The sequence below is a fragment of the Actinacidiphila yeochonensis CN732 genome (genome assembly GCF_000745345.1).
GTDB lineage: Bacteria > Actinomycetota > Actinomycetes > Streptomycetales > Streptomycetaceae > Actinacidiphila > Actinacidiphila yeochonensis.
The window spans coordinates 1,334,176-1,359,995 of the sequence record NZ_JQNR01000005.1; the positions used below are offsets into that span (position 1 = coordinate 1,334,176).

The 25,820-nt window shown below is 71.5% G+C and carries 19 protein-coding genes and 1 pseudogene; 14 read left to right on the forward strand and 6 right to left on the reverse strand.

Annotation, left to right across the window (positions count from 1 at the left end):
• The first annotated feature begins 3 nt into the window (after positions 1-3).
• The 3 genes from BS72_RS36580 (at position 4) to BS72_RS17515 (ending at position 2,436) form a co-directional block, all read left to right on the forward strand.
• Complete coding sequence (locus BS72_RS36580; RefSeq protein ID WP_157856265.1) at positions 4-144, forward strand: hypothetical protein; 141 nt, start codon at positions 4-6, stop codon at positions 142-144.
• Positions 145-169: 25 nt separating this feature from the next.
• A complete protein-coding gene (locus tag BS72_RS17510; protein WP_037911696.1) occupies positions 170-910 on the forward strand; it encodes a class I SAM-dependent methyltransferase in 741 nt (246 codons plus the stop codon).
• A 170-nt stretch (positions 911-1,080) separates the two neighbouring features.
• Positions 1,081-2,436: a YncE family protein gene (locus BS72_RS17515; protein WP_051951206.1), complete on the forward strand. Its 1,356-nt coding sequence runs from the start codon at positions 1,081-1,083 to the stop codon at positions 2,434-2,436.
• 141 nt (positions 2,437-2,577) lie between these two features.
• Here BS72_RS17515 and BS72_RS39580 read toward each other — a convergent pair whose 3' ends face one another.
• A complete protein-coding gene (locus BS72_RS39580; protein ID WP_037911699.1) occupies positions 2,578-3,327 on the reverse strand; it encodes a D-Ala-D-Ala carboxypeptidase family metallohydrolase in 750 nt (249 codons plus the stop codon).
• Positions 3,328-3,795: 468 nt separating this feature from the next.
• Here BS72_RS39580 and BS72_RS17525 point away from each other — a divergent pair, with 468 nt between their 5' ends.
• The 3 genes from BS72_RS17525 to BS72_RS17535 all read left to right on the forward strand — a co-directional run bounded on the left by BS72_RS17525 (position 3,796) and on the right by BS72_RS17535 (position 10,816).
• Positions 3,796-6,171 carry a chitobiase/beta-hexosaminidase C-terminal domain-containing protein gene (locus BS72_RS17525; protein WP_051951207.1) on the forward strand — a complete coding sequence of 792 codons (2,376 nt, stop codon included), beginning with the start codon at positions 3,796-3,798 and terminating at the stop codon, positions 6,169-6,171.
• Positions 6,172-6,890: 719 nt separating this feature from the next.
• A complete protein-coding gene (locus tag BS72_RS32455) occupies positions 6,891-8,825 on the forward strand; it encodes a hypothetical protein (protein ID WP_051951208.1) in 1,935 nt (644 codons plus the stop codon).
• Positions 8,826-9,217: 392 nt separating this feature from the next.
• Complete coding sequence (locus BS72_RS17535; protein WP_037911702.1) at positions 9,218-10,816, forward strand: alpha-amylase family glycosyl hydrolase; 1,599 nt, start codon at positions 9,218-9,220, stop codon at positions 10,814-10,816.
• 114 nt (positions 10,817-10,930) lie between these two features.
• Here the strand turns inward: BS72_RS17535 and BS72_RS17540 are convergent, their stop codons facing one another.
• The gene (locus BS72_RS17540; RefSeq protein ID WP_037911705.1) at positions 10,931-12,037 is read right to left on the reverse strand and encodes a LacI family DNA-binding transcriptional regulator; all 1,107 of its coding nucleotides are present in this window, start codon (positions 12,035-12,037) and stop codon (positions 10,931-10,933) included.
• 226 nt (positions 12,038-12,263) lie between these two features.
• Here BS72_RS17540 and BS72_RS17545 point away from each other — a divergent pair, with 226 nt between their 5' ends.
• The 8 genes from BS72_RS17545 (at position 12,264) to BS72_RS17580 (ending at position 22,847) form a co-directional block, all read left to right on the forward strand.
• The gene (locus BS72_RS17545; RefSeq protein WP_037911708.1) at positions 12,264-13,916 is read left to right on the forward strand and encodes an ABC transporter substrate-binding protein; all 1,653 of its coding nucleotides are present in this window, start codon (positions 12,264-12,266) and stop codon (positions 13,914-13,916) included.
• 30 nt (positions 13,917-13,946) lie between these two features.
• The gene (locus tag BS72_RS17550) at positions 13,947-14,927 is read left to right on the forward strand and encodes an ABC transporter permease (RefSeq protein WP_037911710.1); all 981 of its coding nucleotides are present in this window, start codon (positions 13,947-13,949) and stop codon (positions 14,925-14,927) included.
• A 5-nt stretch (positions 14,928-14,932) separates the two neighbouring features.
• A complete protein-coding gene (locus BS72_RS17555; RefSeq protein WP_037916422.1) occupies positions 14,933-15,874 on the forward strand; it encodes an ABC transporter permease in 942 nt (313 codons plus the stop codon).
• Positions 15,871-17,595 (forward strand): ABC transporter ATP-binding protein, encoded by a 1,725-nt coding sequence (locus BS72_RS17560; RefSeq protein ID WP_037911713.1) that lies wholly within the window; start codon positions 15,871-15,873, stop codon positions 17,593-17,595. The genes BS72_RS17555 and BS72_RS17560 overlap by 4 nt, the downstream gene beginning before the upstream one ends.
• Positions 17,596-17,860: 265 nt before the next feature.
• Positions 17,861-19,039 (forward strand): glycoside hydrolase family 1 protein, encoded by a 1,179-nt coding sequence (locus tag BS72_RS17565; protein WP_037911716.1) that lies wholly within the window; start codon positions 17,861-17,863, stop codon positions 19,037-19,039.
• A 355-nt stretch (positions 19,040-19,394) separates the two neighbouring features.
• Positions 19,395-21,278 carry an N-acetylmuramoyl-L-alanine amidase gene (locus tag BS72_RS17570; protein WP_232792448.1) on the forward strand — a complete coding sequence of 628 codons (1,884 nt, stop codon included), beginning with the start codon at positions 19,395-19,397 and terminating at the stop codon, positions 21,276-21,278.
• Between the two features lie 144 nt (positions 21,279-21,422).
• On the forward strand, positions 21,423-21,584 hold the full coding sequence (locus BS72_RS17575; protein ID WP_157856266.1) for a hypothetical protein: 162 nt from the start codon (positions 21,423-21,425) through the stop codon (positions 21,582-21,584).
• A 180-nt stretch (positions 21,585-21,764) separates the two neighbouring features.
• A complete protein-coding gene (locus BS72_RS17580; protein WP_037911722.1) occupies positions 21,765-22,847 on the forward strand; it encodes a hypothetical protein in 1,083 nt (360 codons plus the stop codon).
• On the opposite strand, the gene BS72_RS39935 is transcribed toward BS72_RS17580, so the two are convergent.
• From BS72_RS39935 to BS72_RS17600, 4 genes and pseudogenes are all read right to left on the reverse strand, one after another.
• Positions 22,749-23,297, reverse strand: coding sequence for an aldo/keto reductase (locus BS72_RS39935; protein ID WP_407638980.1), 549 nt, complete (start codon positions 23,295-23,297; stop codon positions 22,749-22,751). The genes BS72_RS17580 and BS72_RS39935 overlap by 99 nt on opposite strands.
• On the reverse strand, positions 23,278-23,922 hold the full coding sequence (locus BS72_RS17585; protein ID WP_037911725.1) for a dihydrofolate reductase family protein: 645 nt from the start codon (positions 23,920-23,922) through the stop codon (positions 23,278-23,280). Before BS72_RS17585 ends, BS72_RS39935 begins: the two co-directional genes overlap by 20 nt.
• A 1,070-nt stretch (positions 23,923-24,992) precedes the next feature.
• Positions 24,993-25,282, reverse strand: a pseudogene (locus BS72_RS17595) (VapC toxin family PIN domain ribonuclease); the annotation flags it as partial.
• Positions 25,278-25,547, reverse strand: a complete 270-nt coding sequence (locus tag BS72_RS17600) for a type II toxin-antitoxin system Phd/YefM family antitoxin (RefSeq protein ID WP_037911728.1) — start codon at positions 25,545-25,547, stop codon at positions 25,278-25,280. The gene BS72_RS17600 and the pseudogene BS72_RS17595, both read right to left, overlap by 5 nt.
• Between the last annotated feature and the right edge of the window lie 273 nt (positions 25,548-25,820).

Below are 25,820 nucleotides of genomic sequence, written 5' to 3' on the forward strand. Positions count from 1 at the left end.
GGCGTGCGAGGCTTCGGCCGGGCGGTGCTCGGCGTGGTCCCCGGCGTGGTGCCCGGCGTGGTCCCCGGCGTGGTGCCCGGCGCGGTGCCCCGCGCCCGGCCCGCCGCCGGACCGTCACCGGTCCAGCGGCACCAGGTCAGGTGACGTACGAGGAGCAGGAGAAGCAGCGATGCCAGGAGCCGGATACGACGCCGAGACCGCCGCCGCGTACCGGGCGGCGCGGGAGATCCCCCGCGAGGGGCTGGGCGCGTGGCGGCAGGCCGTGGCCGAGGAGGCGGCGCTCCAGCCCGGCTGGACCGTCCTGGACGTCGGCGCGGGCACCGGCGGGTTCGCCCGGGCCTTCCACGACTGGTACGGCGTCCATGTGCTGGCCGTCGAACCCGCCCCCGCCATGCGGGCGTTGATACCGACAGGACCCGGTGTCGAGGCGCTGGACGGCCGCGCGGAGGCCCTGCCCGTCCCCGACGGCCGCGCGGACGCCGCGTGGCTCGGGTCGGTGGTGCACCACATCGGCGACCTGGCCGCCGCCGCCCGCGAGCTGCGGCGCGCGCTGCGCCCCGGCGCGCCGGTCCTGATCCGCAACACCTTTCCCGGCCGCGGCGAGCGCGACCTGCGGGTCCGCTTCTTCCCCGAGACCGCGGACAGCGTCGCCGGCTACCCCACCGTCGAGCAGGTCACGGCGGCCTTCGCGGCGGTGGGCTTCCGGCGCACCGCGCTGCGCCCGCTCCCGCAGGTGTCGGCGCCCACCCTCGCCCACTACGCCGACCGGCTGCGCCGCGAGACCGACACCAAGCTCAGCTCACTCAGCGACGACGCCTACGCCCGGGGCCTGGCCCGCCTGCGCGCGGCGGCCGCCGCCGACCCGGAGGAGCCGGCGACGAGTTGGATGGACCTGCTGGTCCTGCGTTGACGATGCCGCCGGCCGTCCACCCGCCGGCCGTCCACCCGCCGGCCGCCGGCAGGTCGACGGGATGCCCGACTCCCAAAAACAGAAGGAGAGTTGTCGGCCCTGTGGCTTAGGTTGCGGAAGGCGCGGCGGGCGGTCCGCCGCACGGTTCGTGAATGGGGGGTGGGATCCGTATGTCCATGCGCAGGAAGTCCCTGGGGTTCTCGGTCGCGGTGGCCGCGGCGGCGGGGACGCTGCTGGCCGCGGTGGCGGTCCCGGCGTCGGCCGACACGACGGCGCCGCTGCCGATCACCTCGTCCGCCGCCGTCGTCGTCGACGGGGTGCACAAGCATCTGCTGATCAGCGATCCGGCGGAGGGCGAGATCCTGGTGACGGACTACTCCGGCACGGTCGTCGGGCAGATCACCGGCGAGGAGGGGGCGGAGGGGCTGGCGCTGTCGCCGGACTCCGGCACGCTGTTCGTGGCACTGCCCGGCGCCGACGCGATCTCCGCCGTCGACACCGCGACGCTCACCGAGTCCGCGCGCTACCCCACCGGCACGGGAACCGCCCCGGCCCACCTGGCCCTGGTCGGCGACACCCTGTGGTTCGGGTACGGCGCGGCCGGCGGGGGGAGGATCGGGTCGGTCGACGTGGACTCGGCCGACCCCCAGGTCACCCTGGACCCCTCGACGGCGTACGAGTTCTACGCCGCGCCGGTCCTGGCGGCCTCACCGGCGGCGCCGGGCGTGCTCGTGGCCGCGGACGGCTACTCCAGCCCGCCGACCGTCACCGTCTACGACGTCTCCTCGGGGACGGCCGTCACGAAGGCGTCCGTGTGGGACCCCGGGACCCAGTCGGGCGGCACCGGTTCCATCACCGACATGGCGATCACCCCGGACGGCAAGGACCTGGTCACCGCCAGCGGCGCCCCGTACGTCCAGCAGGTCTTCAAGCTCGCGGACCTGTCGCCGGACGGGACCTACCCGACCGGCCCGTACCCGGACGCGGTGGCCATCGCCCCCGACGGCACCGTGGCGGCCGGCATCGACCCCGCCTTCGACGACGACCTCTACGTCTTCGCCCAGGGGCAGACCACCCCCGAGCAGACCTACGCGCTGGAGGCGCGGGTGCTCCCCGACGGCCTGGCCTGGGACCCGAGCGGCAAGCTGCTCTTCGCCCTCACCTCGACCGGCTACGACGCCCCGATCTCGCTCCAGGTGATCGGTTCGACCAGCACGCCCGCGGCCCCCAGCACGCTGACGATCACCGCGCCCGCCACCGCCCCCAAGGGGCAGGCGCTCACGCTCAAGGGCACCCTCACCTCGACGGCGTCGATCCCGTCCGGCAGCGAGGTGACGCTCACCCGGACCGACTCCGCGCACCCCGACGGCACGGTCGTCACCACCGTGCCGGTCAAGGCCGACGGGGTCTGGAAGGCGGCCGACATCCCGCTGGTCAAGGGCACCGCCGTCTACCGGGTCGACTACGCCGGCGACGCCACGCACGGCGCCGCCTCCGCGACCACGTCGGTCACGATCACCAAGTGACGCCCTGACGGCCGCGGACGGAGCACCGGTCGCCCCCTGCCCCGGGCAGGGCGGCCGAACGCGTGTCACGCACGGCCGGACCTGCTGGTGCGGCGCCCCGGCGGCCTCCTGGCCACCGGGGCGCCCCAGCGTCGGGACCGCTCAGACGGTGCCGTCCTGCCACCACCAGGCGCGGCCCAGGTCGGCCCTGCTGTCGACGTGCTGGTGGTCCTCGGTGTAGGTCTCCAGGCCGGAGAAGCCGCAGGTCTCCGCCTTCTGGTAGACGGTCTTGTTGGCGACGCCGGGGACGTCGAGGTCGGCGGCCGTGCCGTAGAGGTGCATGCTGTCGCTCGCGCCGCCCACCGAGGCGTTGTGCGAGACGCTGCGGAAGCCGGAGTTGACGGTGATGGGGGTGTTGCCGAGCTTCTTGCGCAGCGCTTCGAGCTTGTACATCGTGCGGCGGACGTTCTCCTTGGCCGCGGCGGCGGTCACCTTGCCGCCGTCGAACGTGCCGCTCACGCGGTCGGTGAACTCGCTGAAGTCGAAGTGCGTGGTGGAACCGTCCGACTGCTGGAGGGCGTTGAGCTGCGCCTGCGTGGCGGGTCCGACGATGCCGTCGGAGGACAGGCCGTAGCCGGACTGGAAGAGGCGGACGGCGGTGGCGGTGCCCGGGCCGAAGTCCCCGTCGATGGCCACCCGGGTCTGGCCGGCGCTGCCGGTGGCCCAGCCGGCCACCCGGATCTGCAGTTCGGTGACGTCGGCGCCGGTCATCCCCTGCTGGAGGGTCCGCGACCAGGTGTACGCGGAGGCGGAGCCGGAGAGCAGGAACGGCCCCACGGCGACGCCGGCGCCGGCCGCCAGCGTTCCGCGCAGCAGGGTACGACGGTCCAGGGGGAAGGAGGACGAAGCCATCGTTGTCCTTTCGGTGACCGGTCGGGGGTCGGGTGCGGACTCGGTCCGGGGGTCCGGGGGCCGGGGTCCGGTCCGGGTCCGTTGTCGGCCGCGGGCGCGGCGGACCCAGCATGGCGCCGGTGCTGGAGGTGCTCAAGGGGCTGAAGCCGCCGCCGCCGGAACGCAAAGCCGCCACCACCGGGTAAACGGAACGGCACCCGAATGCGGGACGGCGAACAAGGAACAGCAATCCCGTCCGGCTTCTTGACGGTCGGCCGGGACCACCTGACACTGCCATAAAGAGGCAATCACCCCTTGGTCCGTAGAGTGAGAGCGTTCTCTGGAATGGATTCAGAGGCTGCTGCGGCGAATCACCAACGGATTGCATGGCACAGTGCGCGATCCATCTCCACAATCCACCCCCCACCCCCGCGCTCCGCGCCGGATCGGCGTTCACCTCGTGAACCCGGGTGAAAGGACCCCCACGTCATGCGCGCATTCCTCACCGAGGCCCGGTCCGGGCCCGCCGCACGGCCCAGACGGCGTGCCGTCGCCGTGCTCGGCGCCCTCGCCCTGCTGCTGGCCGGACTGCTCGGCCTGTCGGAGACGGTCGGGACCGCCGTAGCGGACTCCTCCGACTACACCCAGAGCGTCAGCCAGACCGGCGCCGCCCAGGCCCAGCTCACCTTCACGCCGACCTCGGCCTCCTCCTACGTCATCGTGCACTACCTGGTGAACAGCGCGAACCAGCAGAACGTCCAGATGACGGCGGCCGGTTCGGCCTGGACCTACACGGTCGGCGGCCTGTCCAGCGGGTCGGTGCTGACCTACTCCTTCACCTACACCAAGGGCGGACCGCAGTACGACACCCCGCAGTTCACCTACACGCAGGGCGGCGGGACCACCACCACGCCCCCGGCCGGGACCGTCGCCACACCGACCTTCAGCCCGGGCGGCGGCACCTACGCCTCCGCCCAGTCGGTGACGATCTCCGACGCCACCTCGGGCGCGGCCATCCACTACACCACCAACGGCAGCACGCCGACCGCGTCCTCGGCCACCTACAGCGGAGCGATCAACGTCGCCGCCACCACCACCCTCCAGGCGATCGCGGTGAAGTCCGGCTCCACCACCTCGGCCGTGGCCAGCGCCACCTACACCATCGGCAGCACCGCCGCCGGGTGCCCGGCGCAGTCCGACACCCCCGACTTCGGCTCGAACGTCCACATCTTCGACCCGTCGATGGGCAGCACCGCCATCCAGTCCCAACTGGACGCGCAGTTCGCCCAGATGAAGGACACCCAGACCGCCCAGTTCAGCGAGAACCGGGTCGCCGACCTGTTCAAGCCCGGCACCTACAGCGTCGAGGACAACGTCGGCTTCTACACCTCGGTGGCCGGGCTCGGGCAGAACCCGGACGACGTGACGATCAACGGCGACGTCACCGTGGACGCCTTCAACGCCTCCGACGCGGGCAACGCCACCCAGAACTTCTGGCGGTCCGCCGAGAACCTCGCCATCAACCCCTCCAGCGGCACCGACCGCTGGGCGGTCGCCCAGGCCGCGCCCTTCCGGCGCATCGACGTGCACGGCAACCTGGCCCTCTACCCGGCCAGTTACGGCTACGCCAGCGGCGGCTACATCGCCGACACCAAGGTCAGCGGCCAGGCGTCGTCGGTCTCGCAGCAGCAGTGGTACACCCGGGACAGCAGCCTCGGCAGCTGGTCGGGCGGCGTGTGGAACATGGTCTTCTCGGGCGTGAGCGGCGCCCCGGCCACCACCTTCCCGAGCCCGCCGGAGACCACCCTGAGCACCACCCCGGTCTCCCGCGACGTCCCCTACCTCTACATCGACGGCTCCGGCAAGTACCACGTGTTCCTGCCGAGCCTGCGCACCAACGCCTCCGGCCCGAGCTGGGCGAGCGGCAGCACCCCGGGCAGCTCGCTGCCGATGAGCCAGTTCTACGTGGTCAAGGCCGGTGACACCGCGGCCACCATCAACACCGCGCTGGCCGAGGGCTGCAACCTCTTCGTCACCCCGGGGGTGTACCACCTCAGCCAGACGCTCAACGTCACCAAGGCCAACACGGTGATCCTGGGCGTCGGCTACCCGACCTTCGTGCCGGACAACGGCGTCAACGCGATGCAGGTCGCGGACGTGGACGGGGTCCGGATCAAGGGGCTCCTCTTCGACGCGGGCACCACCAACTCCCAGGCCCTGCTGACCGTCGGGCCCTCCGGCTCCTCGGCGAGCCACGCCGCCAACCCGACCACGATCCAGGACGTGTTCTTCCGGATCGGCGGCGAGGTGGCCGGCAAGGCGACCCAGAGCCTGGTGGTCAACAGCAACGACACGATCATCGACCACATCTGGGCCTGGCGGGCCGACCACGGCAACGCCGGCACGGTCGGCTGGACCACCAACACCGCCGACACCGGCCTGACCGTCAACGGCGCCAACGTCCTGGCCGACGGCCTGTTCGTGGAGCACTACCAGAAGTACGAGGTGGTGTGGAACGGCCAGAACGGGAAGACGATCTTCTTCCAGAACGAGAACCCGTACGACCCGCCCAACCAGGCCGCCTGGATGAGCTCGTCGGGGGTCAACGGCTACGCGGCCTACAAGGTCGGCGCCAACGTCACCAGCCACGAGGCATGGGGGCTGGGCAGTTACTGCTACTTCAACGTCAACCCGGCCGTGAACAACTACCACGCCTTCGAGGTGCCGAACACCCCGGGCGTGAAGTTCCACGACGCGCTCACCGTCTCGCTCGGCGGCGTGGGCACCATCACCCACGTCATCAACGACACCGGAGCGGTCACCGCGTCCAACACCACGCCCAGCAACGTGGTCTCCTTCCCGTAGACGGGTCCGCGGGTCCGCGGGTCCGCGGGTCCGCGGGTCCGTGCGCCCGAGCGCCCGTGCGCCCGTGCGCCCGGGCCTCCGTGAGCCGGTGGGCAGGTGAGCCGGTTCGCCGCATCCCCGTGGGCCCCGCCGCCGAGCCGGCGGGGCCCACGGCCGTACGGCACCTCCGGCCCGGTCGGCGCCGAGGAGCCGCGGCCGCACGCCAACGGCACCACCCGGGGTACGACGAAGCGCCGGTCGGCGGCTGCTGGATTGTGCTGGGGTTCGCTGCGCCGTCCAGGACGGCGGGCCGCCGCCGGGCGCCGCCCCGCCACCGGACAGGTGCCCAGCTCGCAGCGGTTCCGGCGCGGCGGGGGAGCGGGCATCCCGCCGTGGTCCGCCGGCCGGTGTTCCGCCCGCGAGGGCAGCTTTCGCCGCGCGTGATATCGACGCGGCGTCGCGCCCTGCTTACGATGCGCAGCACACCACCCCCCACCCCACGGCACCGGCTCCAGAACGGGACGCAGCTCGGCGAACCGACGCTCCGGCGCCGGACCGCGCGCGTACCCGGGGAGACGGTCATCCTCCGCCCGGCACGCCCTGCCGCGAACCTCGCTGCGGCGCGGGCCGCGCGGTGCCCGTGGGCCGAGCTCGCGAGAAGGTGACCCGCAGAGATGTCTGCCAATCCCCCCACCCGACGGCACAGACGGCTCCACCGGTTACTCGGACTCATAGCCGCCGTGGCCACCGCCCTGGTGGCGGCCATGCTGGTCCCCCCCGGTGCGACGGCCAGCGCCCCGGCCTCCTCGGCCACTTCGGCCTCCTCGGCATCGTCGAAGGTCTCGACGGCCTCCTCGTCGACGAGCACGCAGCAGTGGCACTCCGCCATGGCGCAGCTCACCACCCCCGCCAAGGGCTGCTACACCTCCGCGTACCCGGCGGTGGCCTGGCAGAGCACCGCCTGCACCACGGCACCGAACCAGCGCTTCGCACCGAAGGCCGGCGCCACGGCCACCGGGACGGCCTCCCGCACGGCCACCGGGACGGCCGACGGGGCCCGCCTCCCGGCCGTCGCGGGCGCGAGCACCGGCTCCGCGACGGGGACCGGGACCGGGACCGCGCCCGACGTGGTCGGCAACGGCATCGACTTCTCGGCCGGGGTGTCCGGTGTGCTGAACGGCGCGACCGGGTCGTTCCCCACCGTCTCCGGCGTCACGAGCGAGACCGGCGGCGGCGTCGCGAACTCCTACTCCCTGCAGCTGAACAGCGCGCCCTTCAGCAGCCCGATCTGCGCCGGGCACGCCGGCTGCCAGGGCTGGGAGCAGTTCATCCTCTCCAACCCGGGCTCCGGCACCGGCGCGGCCTTCATCCAGTTCTGGATCCTGAACTACTTCACCACCTGCCCGTCCGGCTGGAACTCCTACCTCAGCGACTGCTACAAGAACGGCTCGGCCGTCGCGGTCCCCTCGCAGCCGATCGGCAACCTCGCGAGCCTGAGCCTGTCCGGCAACGTGACCAGCTCGCTGGACACGGTGGTCATGACGACCCCGGGCGGCACCTACAGCGCCTCCACCGCCGACAGCACCCTGGGCCTCTCGGCGGACTGGAACGCGGCCGAGTTCATGATCGGCGGCAACGGCGGCGGTTCGCAGGCCACGTTCAACTCCGGCTCCACGGTGACCGTGAAGACCGTCACCCACGACGGCACGACGAACGCGCCGACCTGCCTGAGTGAGGGATTCACCGGCGAGACCAACAACCTGAACCTCGTCAACACCCCGTCCTTCACCGTCGGGGCGTCGCCCTCCATCCAGAGCCGGCAGAGCAACATCCTGACCTCCCCGGCCTCCTGCGCGTCCGCCCACGGCACGGGCGACACGCACCTGGAGACCTTCGGCGGCACCTTCTACGACTTCCAGGCGGAGGGCTCCTTCACCCTCGCCCGGTCCTCGACGATGACCGTGCAGTCGAACCAGGTCTCCGGCGCCTCGCTCGGCTGGCCGGGAGCGGCCGTCAACAGCGCGGTCGCCACGCAGATGGGCGCGGACACGGTCGCGCTGTGCGCCGCCCGCGGCCTGGTGGTGGACGGGGCCGCCACCGCGCTCCCCGACGGCGGGACGATCAACCTCGCCTCGGGGGACAAGGTCGTCCGCACCGGCAGCCAGTACGTCGTGACCGACCCGCAGGGCGACAACATGGCGGCCACCCTGAACCCCGGGTACGTGGACGTCAACGTCGGCCTCGGCTCCTACCCGCAGCCGGTGAGCGGGCTGCTGGCCAACGCGCCGGGCACCGACAACCAGCTGAGGACGAGCACGGGCACGGTGCTCAACCTCCCGGTCGACCTGGACACGCTGTACAAGGTCTACGGCGACAGCTGGCGGGTCCCGGCAAGCCAGTCCCTCGTCGCGGTCTGCGGCGACAAGACCGAGACCACCGACCCGGCCGCGCCGTTCTGGGCCGACCAGCTGCCGACCGCCCTGCACGACAAGGCGCAGGCGATCTGCCAGCAGGACGCGGTGAAGGACGCCACGCTGCTGGAGGCGTGCACGCTCGACGTCGCGGTGCTCGGCGAGGGCGCGGCCACCGAGTTCGTCGGCGAGCCGGCACCGGTGGACGTCGCGTTCAGCGAGGACACCGACCAGAAAACAGCCAGCCCCTCCCCGGCTCGCTGAGGGAGCGCGGGCCCGCACCCCGACAGGGCTGCGGGCCCGCGCCGCCCGGGCGGGCCGCCCGGTGGGCCCGGTGGGTCACCCGCTCCGCGGCCTGGTGGGTGACCTGGCCGGTGGTCCGGCGGGTGACCACGCCTCGCCGCGCGGGAAGGCCCCGAGTTCCTTGTATGCGCTTACATGAGGCCCTAGACTCGCTGCCCGACGAGGGACCCCGCGGTGCGGCGACCGGCCCGACCGAGGCCGCCGAAGCGCGGGCCCCAGGACCCCGATCGCCGGCGAACCCTCGCGGCGGTCCGCCGACGGACGACGCCGCCCCGGGCGGTGCCGCCGAACCGATGGACCCACGCACGGAGCCGACCGGCCCCGGCAACGGACAACGGAAAGACAAGGCAACCGTGAGCGCACATCGAAACCCGCCCTCCTGGCTCTCCGAGGCCGTGCTCTACCAGATCTATCCGGCGACCTTCGCCGACTCCAACGGCGACGGCATCGGGGACCTCCGCGGCGTGCTGGAACGCCTCGACTACCTGAAGTGGCTGGGCGTCGACACGCTCTGGTTCAGCCCCTGCTTCGCCTCGACCTTCGGCGACGGCGGCTACGACATCACCGACTACCTGACGATCGCCCCCCGCTACGGGACCAACGAGGACGCCGACGCGCTCATCGAGGCGGCCCGCGCCCGCGGGATGCGGATCATGCTCGACCTCGTCCCCGGGCACACCTCGCACCAGCACCCCTGGTTCCAGGAGGCCGTCGTCAACCCGGACGACCACCGCTACATCTGGTCGGACCGTGTCGCCTCGCCGGTGCGCGGCTGGATACCCAACCACGCGGCGCGCGGCGGCTACTACCTGGCCAACTTCTATCCCATCCAGCCGGCGCTCAACTTCGGCTACGCCCGGATGGACCCGGCCGAGCCGTGGCGGCAGCCGGTGACGGCGGAGGGCCCGCAGGCCAACCGCGCCGCGCTGCGCGAGATCATGGGCTACTGGTTCGACCGCGGTGTCTCCGGCTTCCGCGTCGACATGGCCGCCTCGCTGGTCAAGGACGACCCCGGGTTCGTCGAGACCGGCCGGCTCTGGGCGGAGATGCGGGAGTGGATCGACGAGACCTACCCCGGGCGCATCCTGCTGTCCGAGTGGGGCGACCCCAAGACCGCCGTGCCGGCCGGGTTCCACGCGGACTTCTTCCTGCACTTCACCGGGCCCGCGCTGCGCTCCCTGTGGGACAACGGCACCGGCAGCCAGGGGCCGTGGGCCGACGGCCGGCCGCCGTACTTCGACCCCGAGGGCCAGGGCACGATGAGCACCTTCCTGGACGCCTGGAACGAGGCCGACACGGCGATCGACGGCGCCGGCCACGCGGCCCTGCCCACCGCCAACCACGACTTCTCCCGGTTGACCTGCGGCCCCCGCACCCGCGACATGGTCGCCCCCGCCTTCGCCTTCCAGCTCACCTGGCCGTCGCTGCCCGTCATCTACTACGGCGACGAGATCGGCATGCGCTACGTTCCCGGGCTGCCCGACAAGGAGGGCAGCCAGCTCGACTCCGAGGCCCGCCAGGGCTCCCGGACGCCGATGCAGTGGGACGACACGCCCGGCGCCGGCTTCTCCACCGCGAGCCCGGAGCGGTTCTACCTGCCCGTCGACCCGGACGAGGACCGGCCCAGCGTGGCCGCCGCCCAGGCCGACGAGGACTCCCTCCTGCACCACGTCCGGCGGCTGATCGCGCTGCGCAAGGAGACCCCGGCCCTCGGCACCGGCGGTTCGGTGCGGGTGCTGCACCGCGACTACCCCTTCGTCTACCTCCGGGGCGACCGCCACCTCGTGGTCGTCAACGGGCGGCGCGAACCCGCGACGGCTCCGTTCCCCGCCACCGGTTCCGTCACGCCGCTCGCCGTCCACGGAGTCGACGTGACCGCCTCCGGCATCCAGGCCGGCGGGTTCTCCTACGGCGTCTTCGAGCTCGACGCGGACACCGCCGCGGCGCTCTGACACCGGCCGGCACAGGGCGCGGCGACGGGGGAGTCGGAGCCCCCGCCGCCGCGCCGCGCCGTGCGTGGAGCCCGCGCCCGGCGGAACCGGAGCGGCCGCTCGGACGCCGTCCCGCTACCCCTGCCGGGGGGCCGGAACCGCGTCCGCGCAGCCGCAGCTCGCGCGGAGCACCAGCGAGACCGGCAGGACGAGGGAGTGCGGCTCGCGCTGCGGCGCGGCGACGCGGTCCACGAGCAGGGCGACGGCCTCCTCGCCGATCCGCCGGCTGGGCTGCCGCACGGTGGTCAGCGGCGGGTGGGCCATCGCTCCGAGGGGGAGGCCGTCGAAGCCGGTCACCGCGATGTCCTGGGGGACGCGGATGCCGTGCGCGGCGAACTCCTCCAACGCGCCGACCGCCATCTGGTCGTTGGCCAGCAGCAGTGCTTGGGGCAGGCCGGCCGGCCTGCCGGAGGCGGCCTCGACGAGGGTCCGGGCGGCGTCCCGGCCGGCGGTGCGGGTGAGTCCGCCGCGCAGGGTGGGCTCGGCCGGGACCGGCAGGCCGGAGTCGCGGCAGGCGTCCTGGTAGCCGAAGAAGCGCTCCTCGGCGTCGGGGGAGTCCGCGGGTCCGCCGACGAACGCCAGGTCGGTCAGGCCGTGTTCGCGGATCAGATGGCAGGTCAGTTCGCGCTGCCCGTCGCGGTTGTCGACCTGGACGTTGTCGAGATGCTCCAACTCGGGCGGACCGGCCAGCATGACCACCGGCATCCTGCGGGAGACCGTCTCCAGCTCCTTGGCGGCGACGGTCCGGGACATCACCGCGAAGCCGTCGACGTGCCCGGCCAGGGTGGCGACCAGGTTCGTCGGACCCTCGCTGAGCGAGGCGGCGATCAGCAGGGCGTAGCCGCGGCTGCGGGCCGCGCGCTCCATGCCGCGGATGATGTGGTCGGCGTAGAGGGTGGCGGCGTTCTCGTCACCGTCGCCGGGGGCGTCCGTCGCGGGGTCGGTGTAGTCGGGGAAGCACAGGCCGAGGATGCCGGTGTTCCGGCTGGCCAGGCCGCGCGCGCTGCCGCTGGGCACGTAGCCGAGCTCCTGGGCGGCCGCGAGCACCTTCTCCCGGGTGGGCGCGCGCACCGCGTCGGGGGAGCGGTAGACCCGGGACACTGTGGCGATGGACACACTGGCGCGCTCGGCCACGTCGTAGACCGTCGGCGTCCCCGTCTCCGGCTTCCGCGCAGTGGCCACCCGAGTTCCCGCCCTTTCCGTATGCGCTTACACGCTGCGGCACACGCTACCTCGCCGAGCCCCGCGGCCGCCTCCAGAAGATCGGGCGCGGAGGCGGAACGTGCCGTTCCAGTTCACATCCGAGGAGTCTTGCGTAAATGAAATGTATGCGCATACAGTGCCGAACGTGCAGGCAGCAGCCTGTGCCCTCCACCGCCGGAGGCCTCAAGGGAGAGGATCAGCGACCATGACGCGTGCCCGCGGGAAGCGGCTGAGTGCCGTCGCCGCACTCGGTGTCGCCACTGTGCTCGTCGCGACCGGGTGTTCGGTATCCGTCAAGTCGGGCACGTCCAACGTCGGCCCCACGACCCTGCTGGTCGGTGGCGCCGACAACGGCTCGCCGGCCCTCTTCCGGAACTTCAACCCGTTCTCGCCGAACAAGCGCAACCTGACGACGTGGATGTACGAGCCGCTGGAGGTTCTCAACAACCTCAACAGCGCCGAGACGCCGTTCCTGGCCACCGGCTACACGCAGCCGGACGCCAAGACCGTCGACTTCACCATCAGGAAGGGCGTGAAGTGGTCGGACGGCAAGGCGTTCACGCCGGCGGACGTGGTCTTCACCCTCGACATGCTGAAGGCGCACCCGGCGCTGGACGTCAACGGTGACTGGCAGCACATAAAGTCGCTGTCCGCCTCCGGCGACCACGTGGTGTTCCACCTCAAGACCGCCGACGTCCCCGCCGCGAAGGTCATCGAGCAGACGCTCATCGTCCCGGAGCACATCTGGCGGAACGTCAAGGACCCGGTGACCTACACCGACCCCAACCCGGTGGTCACCGGCCCGTACACGCTGGAGCGGTTCACCCCCAACCAGTACACGCTGGCGAAGAACAAGAACTACTGGCAGGCCGACAAGGTCGCGGTCCAGAAGATCGTCGTCCCGGGCTCCGCCTCCGACCTGGCGATCGCCACGCAGGGCTTCGACTGGGCGTACTCCTTCTTCCCGAACGTCGACAACACCTGGGTGAAGGCGGACAAGCAGCACAACAGCTACTGGTTCCCGCCGGGCGGCATCGTCGGACTGCTGCCCAACCTCACCAAGGCGCCGTTCAACAACCTGAACTTCCGCCAGGGCCTCTCGGACGCGCTGGACCGGCAGCAGATCGCCGACAAGGCCGAGCAGGGCTACGTGAAGGCGGCCAGCCAGACCGGCCTGCTGCTGCCCAACGAGAAGGCCTCGCTCAACCCCGCCATCCCGAACCAGGGCGTGGTCACGCAGAACACGACCGCCGCGTACGCCGCCTTCGCCAAGGCCGGCTACACCAAGCGGGGCGGCAAGCTCGTGAACAGCGCGGGCAAGGCGCTGACCGTCAACCTCACCACGCCGGACGGCTGGGCCGACTGGCTGCAGGGCGCGCAGGAGATCATCCAGCAGCTGCGGGCGGTCGGGATCACGGTCAAGCTCGACAAGCCGCAGCCCGCCGGCTACCAGCAGGACCTCCAGAACGGCGAATTCGACCTGGCGCTGGGCACCATCGGCGGCTCGGGCTCGCTCTTCCAGGACTACAACAACCAGCTGAACTCGGACTTCAAGAAGCCGGTGGGCACCTCCACCGCTTCCAACTTCCAGCGTTACGGCTCCGCCGCGACCGACTCGCTGCTCGACCAGCTCAAGGCGACCAGCGATCCGGCCAAGGAACAGCAGCTCACCAACCAGCTCCAGAACGTGGTGTACCAGCAGCTGCCGTTCCTCTCGATCTTCTACGGCGGGCTGTGGGGTCTCTCCAGCGACGCGAAGTTCACCGGTTGGCCCAGTACGAAGAATCCCTATGCGTCATTGATGACCTGGGGTTCGACCCCGCTTCTGGTGATGACGCATCTGCGGTTGGCGAAGTAGGCGACCGCGGAAGGACGAGGAGAACCCCTCATGCGCTACATACTGCGCAAGTTCGGGCTGCTGCTGCTCACGTTGTGGGCAGCGGTCACGCTCAACTACGCACTCCCCCGGCTCATGCCGGGCTCGCCGGCCGACGCGGCCATCGCGAAGCTCTCGCAGAACGGCCCGGTGTCCCCATCGACCCGTGCCGCGATCGAGGCCCAACTGGGCGTGCCCACGGGCAGCTGGTGGCACCAGTACGTGCAGTACCTGAACACCGTCGTCCATCTGCGGTTCGGAGTGTCCTACTCCTTCTTCCCGCAGAAGGTGTCCAGCATGGTGGCCCAGGCGCTGCCCTGGACGCTGGTGATGGTGGGCCTGGTGACGGTGCTGGCCTTCGTCGTCGGTTCGCTGATCGGCGTGGCCGCGGCGTGGAAGCGCGGCACCTGGCTGGACTCGCTGCCCACCCTGTCCGGCGCGTTCCTCGCGGCGTTCCCCTACTTCTGGACCGCGCTGCTGCTGGTCTTCTTCGTCGGGTACGTCTTCGGCTGGTTCCCGACCTCGGGGGCCTACTCCGCGGACGCGGTGCCGAACCTGTCCTTCCACTTCCTCGGTGACGCGGCCTACCACGCGGTGCTGCCGGCGCTGACGATCCTGATCACCTCGCTCGGTGGCTGGATCCTCGGCATGCGCAACACGATGATCGGCACCATCGGCGAGGACTACGTGACCTTCGCCGAGGCCAACGGCCTGCGCGGACGCACCGTCGCCCTGCGCTACGCGGCCCGCAACGCGCTGCTGCCCAACCTCACCGGCTTCGGCATGGCACTGGGCGGCGTGGTCGGCGGTTCGCTGCTGGTCGAGCAGGTCTTCAACTACCCCGGCGTCGGCCACCTGCTGTACAGCGCGGTGACCAACCACGACTACCCGCTGATGCAGGCGCTCTTCCTGATGATCACGGTGTGCGTGCTGGTCGCGAACTTCATCGTGGACGTCCTCTACGGCGTCCTCGACCCCCGGACCAGGCGGTGACCGAGATGACTTCCTCTACTGCGACCCCGCCGGCCCCCACGGCGCCGGTGACGCCCGCGGAGCCCTCGACCTCAGGTGTCGTGCGCGCGCTCCAGGTGTTCGGCCGCTCGTTCCGCACGGTGTGGAGCAACGGCAAGGCCCGGGTGGGCCTGGTGATCCTGGCGGTCTTCGTCCTCGTGGCGATCTTCGCGCCGGTACTGGCCCCGTACTCGCCGCACGCGAACAACTTCGCGCCCGACATCGGGTCCAACTCCTCCCACCTCCTGGGCACGACCGGAGCCGGCGAGGACGTGCTGTCCCAGCTGCTGTACGGCGCGCGGGTGTCGATCCTGGTCGGCTTCGTGGCCGGCGGCATCTCCACGCTGGTCGCGGTGGCGGTCGGCCTGTCCTGGGGCTACCTGCGGAACTGGGTCGGTGAAGTGGTCAACTTCATCGTCAACCTCTTCCTGGTCGTCCCCGGTCTGCCCCTGATGATCATCATCGCGGCCTACGCCCAGAACGGCGGCCTGCCGGTCATCGTGCTGGTCGTCGTGATCACCGGCTGGGCCTGGGGAGCGCGCGTGCTGCGGGCGCAGACCCAGTCGCTGCGCAGCCGGGACTTCGTCACCGCGGCGCTGTTCAGCGGCGAGAGCGCGACCCGGGTGGTGTTCCGGGAGATCCTGCCCAACATGACCTCGATGATCGCGGGCTCCTTCTTCGGCGCCGCCACCGCGGCGGTGCTGGCCGAGTCGGGGCTCTCCTTCCTCGGACTCGGCGACCCGTTCACGGTCAGCTGGGGCTCGATGCTCTACTGGGCGCAGAACTCCAACGCCCTCCTCACCGGCCAGTGGATTCTGCTCTTCGCCCCGGGTCTGTGCGTCGCGCTGCTGGCCACCGCGATGACCCTGGTCAACTTCGGCGTCGACGGGCTGAGCAACCCGCGGCTGCGGGAAGGAAACGGACGATGAGCCTGCTCGACGTCAGGAACCTCAGCATCGTCTACGAACCGCGCGGCGCCGAGCCGACCACCGCGGTCAAGGACGCCACGTTCACCATCGAGGAAGGCGAGTTCGTCGGCCTGGTCGGCGAGTCGGGATCGGGCAAGTCCACGCTCGGCTTCGCGCTGACCCGGCTGGCCAAGCCCCCGGCGCGGATGGCCGGCGGCCAGATCCTCTTCGACGGCACCGACATCGCCCAGCTCGACACCGAGCAGCTGCGGGTGCAGCGGCACGGCGGGTTCGCCATGGTCCTCCAGTCCGGGATGAACGCGCTCAACCCGGTCCGCACCATCGGCAACCACTTCGGTGACATCTTCGCCGCCCACGGCCACGTGCCGAGGCCCCGGCGGCGCAGCCGGGCCGTCGAGCTCCTGGAGAAGGTCGAGCTGACCGAGTCGGTGCTCGACCGCTACCCGGGCGAGCTGTCCGGCGGTATGCGGCAGCGCGTCTCCATCGCCCTGGCGCTCTCCCTCGAACCCCGGCTGATGGTCTTCGACGAGCCCACCACCGCGCTGGACGTGATGGTCCAGCACGCCGTGATGCGCACCATCCGGGAGCTGCAGGAGAGCGAGGGCTTCACCGCCATCCTGATCAGCCACGACCTGGGCGTGGTCCTGGAGTCCACGGCCCGGGTGATGGTGATGAAGGACGGCGTCATCGTCGAGGACGCCCCCTCCAAGGACATCTTCGAGCGGCCCCAGCACGCCTACACCCGGGACCTGCTCGGCCACTACGCCGACCCGCGCGCCGAAGTGGTGGAGCTGCCCGGACTGCCCGCGATGGAGAAGGCCGCCGACGGGCGGAAGGCCGGCGACCGTCAGGCCGACGGGAAGAAGTCCTCGACGGGCGGCGGACGCGACCGCGCCGCGGCCCAGGACGCCATCGTGGTGGCGGACGTCAGCCGGGTCTACCCCGGGCGACGCCGCGGGGACGCCCCGGTGAAGGCCCTCCAGAACGTCTCCTTCCGGCTGGAGCCGGGCGAGTCGATGGCCCTGGTCGGCCAGAGCGGATCGGGCAAGTCCACCCTCGCCAAGCTGATCACCGGCGTGGAGAAGCCCAGCACCGGCACCGTCTCCTTCGGCGACCTGCGGGTGGACCAGCTGCGCCGCCGGCAGCTGCACAAGCTGCACGCGGATGTCCAGATGGTCTTCCAGGACCCGTACGCCGCGCTCAACCCGCTGCACACGATCGAGTACACGCTCACCCGGCCGGTGGTGAACTTCACCGGGCGCAGCGGGGCGGAGGCCCGGAAGCGGGTCCTCGAACTGCTGGAGATCGTGGGGCTGACCCCGGTCGAGCAGTTCGCCGCCCGGCTGCCGCACGAGCTCTCCGGCGGCCAGCGCCAGCGCGTGGTCATCGCCCGCGCCCTGGCCAGCGACCCGCAGGTGCTGATCGCCGACGAGCCGGTGTCCATGCTCGACGTCTCGCTGCGGGCCGGCGTGCTGGCCCTCCTGCGGGACCTGCGCAGCGAGTTCGGCGTCTCCCTGCTGTACATCACCCACGACCTGCTCTCGGCGCGCATGGTGACCGACCAGATCATGGTGCTGCACCAGGGCCAGGTGGTGGAGTCCGGGCAGACCGCCCAGGTGCTGCGCTTCCCCGAGCACGACTACACCACCCGGCTGCTGGACTCCATCCCGCAGCCCGCGCGCCGCTTCGCCGCCACCGGGACCGGAGGGGACACGGCGTGAGCCGGGCGGCGCCCCGCCGGAACCGGCGCTCGGACCTGCTTCCCGGGCCCTCGGGCCCGTCGAGCCCGTCCGGCGGGACGCCGACCAGCTGAGCGCCCGGCCCGGCGGCGGCAGCCGCCGCCCGGGCCGGAGCCCCTCGGCTCCGCCCGGGGCCGCTCGGGCCGCCCGGCCGGGAGACCCCGTCGCCGCCGCGACCCCGCTCCCCGACCTCTGTCGCACACCCGCCGACCAGTCGTCACCCATCTACACGAACGAGGTTTTCTCCGTGCTGCACTTCCCCGACGGCTTCCTGTGGGGCGCCGCCACCGCTGCCCACCAGATCGAGGGAAACAACTACAACAACGACTGGTGGCCGCGGGAGAACGCGCCCGGAACCAGCATCGTCGAGCCCTCCGGTGACGCCTGCGACAGCTTCCACCGCTACCGCGAGGACATGACCCTGCTGCGCGACGCGGGGCTGGACACCTACCGGTTCAGCATCGAGTGGAGCCGGATCGAGCCGGAGGAGGGCATGGTCTCCCGGGCCGGGATCGACCACTACCGCCGCATGGTCGACACCGCGCTGGAGCTGGGCATCACCCCGATGGTGACGCTGATGCACTTCACCGTCCCGCGCTGGTTCGCGCAGGAGGGCATGTGGCGCAGCCCCAAGGCGGCCGACCGCTTCGCGCGGTTCACGGAGCTGGCGCTGCCGATCCTCGGTGACGACGTGAAGCTCGTCTGCACCATCAACGAGCCCAACATCGCCGCGATGATCGCGGGCGGCGACGACCCGGCCAACCTGGTCGCCTACGGCCTCCCGGACCCGGACCTCCAGGTCGCCGACGCCCTGCTGGCCAGCCACCGCCGCTCGCGCGAGATCCTCTCCGGCGTCGGCGGCATCCGCTCCGGCTGGACCGTCGCCACCCAGGCGTTCCAGGCCGAGCCGGGCTGCGAGGAGGTCGCGCACGAGTACGGCTACAAGCGCGACGACTGGTACCTGGAGGCGGCCCGCGGCGACGACTGGGTCGGCGTGCAGGCCTACACCCGTACGATCATCGGCCCGGACGGACCGCGTCAGGTGCCCGACGGCGTCGAGACCACGCTGACCGGCTGGGAGTACTTCCCCGGCGCCCTGGAGATCGGGGTGCGCAGCGCCTGGGAGAAGACCGGGGGCGTGCCGGTCATCGTGACCGAGAACGGCATGGCCACCAGCGACGACGCCCGCCGGATCGACTACACGCGGGGCGCGCTGACCGGCCTGCACGCGGCCATCCAGGACGGCGTCCAGGTGGAGGGCTACCTGCACTGGAGCCTGCTGGACAACTACGAGTGGGCCTCCGGCTACCGTCCCACCTTCGGCCTGATCCACGTGGACCGGGAGACCTTCGTCCGCACCCCGAAGCCCTCCCTCGGCTGGCTCGGAGGCGTCGCCCAGGCCAACGGCCTCGACGCGCAGGCGTGATCACGGCCGCACGGCGCGGCAGCCCACAGCCGTAACCCCCGGTGGGGACGCCTCGCTCCGCGACGTCCCCACCACCCGGTGCCCCCAACGGCGCCCAGAGCCCAGGCCCATGGCCTGGGCTCTTCTCGTGCGACGGGGGCGCGGCCGGGCGGGGCGGGTCCCGCTGCCGGTGCCTCGATCGCGGCGGCGACATGCGGCCCCCTCCCCGGCGATCCGCTCTCCGGCACATATGATCAAGGTGTGAGCTGACTGTCAGTCATATAAGCGACGGTCGGGTGCACATCGCAACACAGCCGGAGGATGAGGGACTTTGGGTCAGAGGCGGAGATCAAGGCGGAAACTCGGGGCGTACGTCGTGGGCGCGACCCTGGTCGTCGCGGGGTGCGTGTCGACACCGGTGGCGTCGGCGGCGCAGAGCGGGTCCGGCTCGGGGACGGGTTCCACGAGTGAGCAGAAGGACTTCGCCTACGCGGCCAAGGAGTCCAAGGTGCCCGAGTCGGTGCTGATGGGCGTCGCGTACGAGGAGTCCCAGTGGGACGTCCATCAGGGCCGCAACACCAGCGGCGGATACGGGCTGATGAGCCTGACGGACGTGACGCCGTCCATGGTCGCGGGCGGTGGCGCCGGAGCGGCGGACCGCGCGGACCTGGCGTCGCTGGCGTCCGACCCCGCGCTGCACACGCTGACCGCCGCGGCGAAGCTGATCGGCGTGCCCGCGCGGCAGGTGCGGACCGACCGGCGGGACAACATCCGCGCCGCGGCGGCGCTGCTGGCCTCGTACGAGAAGAAGCTGCGGGGCGGCACCCCGGCGGATCCGGACGCGTGGTACGCCGCGGTGGCCCGGTACAGCGGCTCCTCGGACAAGGCGGCCGCCGAGGGCTTCGCGAACCGGGTGTTCACGAGGATGAAGGCGGGCGCCGAGCGCACCACCGCCGAGGGCCAGCGCGTGGACCTGCCCCCCCAGCCCTCGCTGCACGCGGACACCAGCGGCGTCGCGTCTTTGGGCCTGGCGGAGACCTCGACGTCGGGCACCGACTGCCCGCCCGACCTGGACTGCCAGTCGGCGCCCGCGGCGACGACCAACTACCAGGTCGCGGACCGGCCGGCCGACGGGATGAAGATCGACTACATCGTCATCCACGACACCGAGTCGTCCTACCAGGGCGCCATCGACGAGTTCCAGAACCCGGCGGCCGGGGACGCGGCCAACTACACCATGCGTGCCTCGGACGGCGCGGTGACGCAGTCGGTGGCCGACAAGGACCTGGCGTTCCACGCGGGCAACTACTGGTTCAACATGCACTCGATCGGCATCGAGCACGAGGGCTACGCGGCCCACGGCGCCAGCTGGTACACGCAGGCGCAGTACGAGGACACCGCCGACCTGGTGACGTACCTGGCGGAGAAGTACCACGTCAAACTGGACCGCGAGCACATCATCGGCCACGACAACGTGCCCGGCCCGATCGACGCGAACGTCGCGGGCATGCACTGGGACCCGGGACCGTACTGGGACTGGAACCGGTTCATGGCGCTGCTGGACGCCCCGACGGACGAGGGCAGGCACGGCGTGGGCCCGGTCGGTACGGCCGTGACCATCGCACCGGCCTTCGCGTCCGACCAGCAGACCGTGAACGTCTGCCCGGTGGACGACCCGACCGGCGCGACGGGCTCGTGCACGGACCAGACCGCCCCGTCGAACTTCCTGTACGTGCGCACCGCGCCCAGCGCGACCGCGCCGCTGGCCGACGACCCGTACGTGCACGCGGACGGGTCGCCGGGCACGGACGAGATCAGCGACTGGAGCGCGACCGTCTCGGCCGGCCAGCAGTTCGTCGTGGCCGGCCGCCACGGCGAGTGGACGGCCATCTGGTACGGCGGCCAGAAGGTGTGGTTCGACAACCCGCACGCCGCCAACACGGTGCGGGCGCGGCACGTGAAGATCCTCACGACGGCCGGCGACACCGCGGCACCGCTGTTCGGCGAGGCCTACCCGGACGTGTCCGAGTACCCCGCGGGCCTCGGGGTGGACGTCGCGGCACCGTTCAGCAAGTACACCCTCCCCGCGGGCCAGCAGTACGTGGCGACCGCGAGCCCGGCCCACCGGGACGACTTCTACCCGGCCAACGGGACGACGCGCCCCACGGAGATCTACGTCCAGGGCGCCGGCACGGTGTACACGATCCAGTACAACCACCGCTTGGCCCTCGTCAACGCCTCCGACGTCCAGGCGGGCTGACCCTCCACGACCCCGGAGGGCACCGACAACGCGCGTAGGCCCCCCGCCCCGGCGAGCACGCGGCCGGGGCCGGGGGGCCTACGTGTGTACGGCCGTGGTTCGCGGGCCCCGGCCGCCGACCGCACTGACTGCCCGCCCCGGCCGGTGCACCTGCTCACCCTGACGCCCGCGGAGTACGGCCGCGGCCTCGCCTGGCGGAGCACGGTGCGCGGCGGGAGCGACCCGCCGTGGGCCCGGCACCTGAGGGCAGGGGTGCGGGACGCCCTGGTACGCGGGCTGGAGTACCGGGCGGCGCGATGCGCCTGAACCTCGGAGATGCCGCCGAGGGCCCGTCGCCGTCAGCGCCACCGCCGACCACGGGCCTCGCACGCGGCGCCACAGGGGCCGCAGGGAGCATTCGGGCAGTCCGATAGCGTGCCCTGGGAACACTCACGGCGGCGGTGGGCGCCGGCCGGGCCGACGAATCCACGGGGGATCAGAACCGTCATGCCGCAGCGCACTCCGAGTACCGCGTCCGCCTCCCTTCTCACCGCCGCTGCCGCAGCGGCCTCGCTCGTTCTCGTCGCGGGCTGCTCGTCCTCATCCGGCTCCGCCGCCTCACCCTCCGCGTCTTCCGCGGCGAAGGCGACGTCGGCCGCGGCCGAGCAGCCGCTGCTCCGTGCCGGTGAGGCCGACAAGGTCGTCGACACCTACCAGAGCCTCAACAACCAGGCCAACGCCCGACGCAGCCTCGCACTGATGGCCAAGGCCGACGGCGGCGCGATGCTCGCCGCCGACAAGGGGTACTTCACGCAGCTGCCCAAGCTGGACCAGAAGGAGGTCGCGGAGAACCTGGCGCCGTTCGCGTACGTCCAGCGCTCGTTCTTCATACCGCCGGCCTCCGCGAAGGCGGACTGGTTCGTGATGAAGGCCGCGCTCGCGGACCTCAAGGACGGCAAGGCGGGCGCACCGGCGACCACGTTCACCCGCTTCCTCGTCTTCCAGCACCTGAGCGGCGGTTGGCGCGCGGTGGCCGCGGGCGACTTCTCCGGGGACGAGCAGAAGGACATCCCGGCCCTGGCCCTGGACCGCAGCGGGCTGGCGACGGTGGTCGCCCCCGCCGCCAGGATCGGCACCTCGACGCCGAGCGGCCTGGCCAGTGCGGTCGCCGACCTGTACGCCACCGGAGGCGAGAAGTCCGACCTGGCGAAGACCAAGGAACGCGACGACGCGATATCCGTCCACACCGACCGCGGCAACCAGATGGACGACCACGCCTACGCCGACTACAAGGCCGCCCGCCCGCCCGTCGGGGCGACCTTCGCGGTGCGCACCGCGGACGGCGGCGCCCTGGTGCTCAGCGACAGCGCCGTCGACGAGACGGTGCTCGCGAAGGACCTCAGTGCCTACGTCACCCTGGGCAAGAGCCTGCAGCCGTTCGTCAAGAACGGTTCCGCGCACATGGAGCAGGTGGTCCAGCACGACATGCAGTCACAGATCGGGGTCGTCACCCGTTCGGGTAGCACCTCCGTGTACGGCATCGACCAGCAGACCATCGGCATCGACGCCACACCGATGAGCGCGGTCTGACCTCCGTGGCCCTGCGCGGCGGGGCGCGTACCCCTTCCGCGCCGGCGTCGTCCGCGCCGGCCGGAAGGCTCGCGGCCAGCGCCACAGCTTCAGGCCGTGCCGGGTGGTGACCTTCCCGGCACGGACCGCGCCGTCCAGGGCACGCACGGTCTCCTCCACCGGGGTGTGCCGGTCCCACAAGTGAACCCAGTAGAGGTCGATGTGGCCGGTGCGGAGCCGCCGCAGGCCCGTCTCCAACGACAACGCCAGGTTCTTGCGGTGGTTGCCGGCGGCGTTCGGCTCGCTGCCGTCCCCGGGAGGCCGTGTACTCCGCAGCCAGGACGAACCTGTCGCGGCCCGTCGAGGAGTTCGCCCAGGATGTCCTCGCTCTGCCCGCCCCGGTAGTCGACCGCCGAGTCGACGACGGTCCACCGCCTGGCGCGGTACGGCTTCAGCCGTCGCGCTCGACACCGCGATCGGGAGCGCTCATGTCCCCGGTACCGGGCGTACCCTCGGCGAGGCCGTAGCGCAGGTACACGGTGCCGTTGGGGCCGGCTGCCGGCGCTTCGAGGAGTGTGAGGCTGGTGGGCACGGCGCCGCCGTCGAACACCTTCTTCCCGACGCCGAGCGTGATCGGGTGCACCCAGAGGTCGAGACGGTCGAAGAGCTTCTCGCGCAGGAGGGACTGCACCAGGTCCAGGCTCCCGACGACCTTCACATGCTCGTGCCGGTCACGGAGCTCGCGCACCGCCCCGGCCAGGTCCGGACCCAGCAGGGTGGAACCCGCCCACGAGAGGTCGGGGTTGCCGCGGGAGGCCACGTACTTCGGGACGCGGTTGAAGAGCGCGGCGATCTCGTTGTCCTCCCCACCCTTCTGATGCGGCCAGTAGGCGGCGAAGATGTCGTACGTCCGCCGTCCGAGCAGGAGCGCGTCCGTGCCCTCGTACGCGGCACCGACCTGCGCCCCCGTGACCTCGTCCACCAGCGGCGCCTGCCAGCCGCCGAACGGGAACCCCGCCGGATCCTCGTCAGGTCCGCCTGGCGCCTGACCGACGAGGTCGAGGGTCGCGAACAGCTCGATGTGAATGAGTCCCACGCCTTGCTCCCAAGAGTCGGTTGTCCCGGTTGCTCCGGTTGTTCCGGATGTCCCGGTCAAGGGGTAGACCCGTCGCCCTCGGCGGACTCATCGCTGCCGAAGCCGCCCGTTTCGTACGCACCGATGGAGCGGACGGCGGAGACCGAACCCGCGCCCTGAGCTCCCGAGACGCTGAAGACGAGGTCTGCCCAGAGGGACCGACGTTGCCCGCATAGACTCGACTCGGCCCGCGTCGGTCAGGAGTTGCACCCCCAGCTACTGACCCGTTGTGGAGGGGACCAGCCCGTTCAAGCCGGGCCGGGTGGGGGTTGCTCGGGGATTCGTTCGCCGGAAGAGCCGACGCATCCGACAAGGGTCTGGTCCTCCGGCCGGTGTCCGATGGCCACGGCCTATGCGATGACTGACTCCCGGAAACGCGTACCGGGCCTTCGACGGGCATCGCGAATTTCGTTGCCTCGTTTCATGACGACTCAAGCCTGTCGGCTCGTTCCAGCAACTCGTGGGCCGTTTGGTCCCAGTCCGGACCGAAACTCAGAAGATCCACACCGGCCTCCCGGAGTAGAGCCGCGTCATCCGGCCGTTGGAGACAGGCCAATCGGAACGCCAGGTTCCGTGCCCAGACGGGCATGTCCATCCAGTCCTTCGAGAATTCTTCGCGCACAACGGAGACGATCGTTTCGGCGTCTGCGAAAGTGACGGCCTCGATGAATGACCGAGCGGCGTCCGGTAGTGGTGTGTCGCGACTCTGTATACGCCATCCGGTGTTCTGGCGTCGGGGTCCGTCGCCGGTCCCCGTGGCCGCATCGTGGACAACGGCGTGCTCAGCAGTATCCGCCACCGCGTTGGCCTCTGCGCCGGCAGCGGCTCCAGCCGCGGGATATCGCCGAGTCGATCCCTGGCAGCCGCCCCGGACACCTGGCGCCAGTGCTGGACGTAGCCGCGAGCGGCGTCGCCGTCATGAGAGTCGCGTTGGAGCCACTCCAACTGCTCCGTCCTCGCCGGACAGATGAGACGCGTCGACCACCTGGAGAGCCGGGACGAGCAGGAGGCGGTGGTGCGATGGCCGCGGTCTATCGGTCGTGAAGGACGGTGGGTCGGGTGACGGGGACGACAGTGAGGAGGCCGTCGAGGCCCTTGTCGTCCTCGGGATTGGTGGTGAAGAGGGGGAGTTCTTCGGCGATGGCGATGGCGGCGATCACGAGGTCCGCGCCCCGGCGACCCGGCGCCGTTGCTTGTGGCCGGCTCCGATCACGACGGCGCAGACCCTGCCGTAGATGCGGGCGGCTTCGGCGTCGAAGGGGATGGGGTCGAGCTCGTTCTCAGCGCGTTGCAGGATGTCGAGGCGCCGGCCGCGCTCAGCGGGCATAAGGGTCGTCCGTCTCCTGCTCGGCTGTGGCGTCCTGGCCGACCCGGAACACGTCGAGCAAGACCTCCGACGCCGTGCGGGACATGGCCGCGAACTCCGAGCACGGAACGAACCGCCGCCGGTGACCGAGCGGGATGAGTTCCCCGATCCGGTGCCCGTCGCGCGTGACGGTGAAGGGCTGGCCGCCCTGGACGGCATCCATGATCTCTTTGGACCGGCTGCGCAGATCGCGCTGGGTGACCTCGGGCTGAGCTGGCACTCCTCCACGCTAGCGCCCTGTGCCACTACGTGCCGCGAGCCGCTCATGGGCGACCGGAAACGCGAAGGTCGCTCTGGGCGCGGTGGCAACCGAGGCATGTCCTGGACGCGGCTGTTCACCCCGGGGTGAAGACGGCTCTGGCGTCGGCACGGACACACATCAACACCCGCCTCGGCCTCGGAGATTACGTCGCCGGTTGGGTGCACAAGATAGGAGGTCGCGTCGCCTGGGGATTCCGGATCGAAAACGAAGTGCTCTCCGGATGGCAGTTGG

Excerpts from the sequence above, each read along its gene's own strand:
- BS72_RS17510 (WP_037911696.1), top strand. The coding sequence starts at position 170 with ATGCCAGGAGCCGGATACGACGCCGAGACCGCCGCCGCGTACCGGGCG.
- BS72_RS17515 (WP_051951206.1), top strand. The coding sequence starts at position 1,081 with ATGTCCATGCGCAGGAAGTCCCTGGGGTTCTCGGTCGCGGTGGCCGCG.
- BS72_RS39580 (WP_037911699.1), bottom strand. The coding sequence starts at position 3,327 with ATGGCTTCGTCCTCCTTCCCCCTGGACCGTCGTACCCTGCTGCGCGGA.
- BS72_RS17525 (WP_051951207.1), top strand. The coding sequence starts at position 3,796 with ATGCGCGCATTCCTCACCGAGGCCCGGTCCGGGCCCGCCGCACGGCCC.
- BS72_RS17545 (WP_037911708.1), top strand. The coding sequence starts at position 12,264 with ATGACGCGTGCCCGCGGGAAGCGGCTGAGTGCCGTCGCCGCACTCGGT.
- BS72_RS17550 (WP_037911710.1), top strand. The coding sequence starts at position 13,947 with ATGCGCTACATACTGCGCAAGTTCGGGCTGCTGCTGCTCACGTTGTGG.
- BS72_RS17555 (WP_037916422.1), top strand. The coding sequence starts at position 14,933 with ATGACTTCCTCTACTGCGACCCCGCCGGCCCCCACGGCGCCGGTGACG.
- BS72_RS17560 (WP_037911713.1), top strand. The coding sequence starts at position 15,871 with ATGAGCCTGCTCGACGTCAGGAACCTCAGCATCGTCTACGAACCGCGC.
- BS72_RS17580 (WP_037911722.1), top strand. The coding sequence starts at position 21,765 with ATGCCGCAGCGCACTCCGAGTACCGCGTCCGCCTCCCTTCTCACCGCC.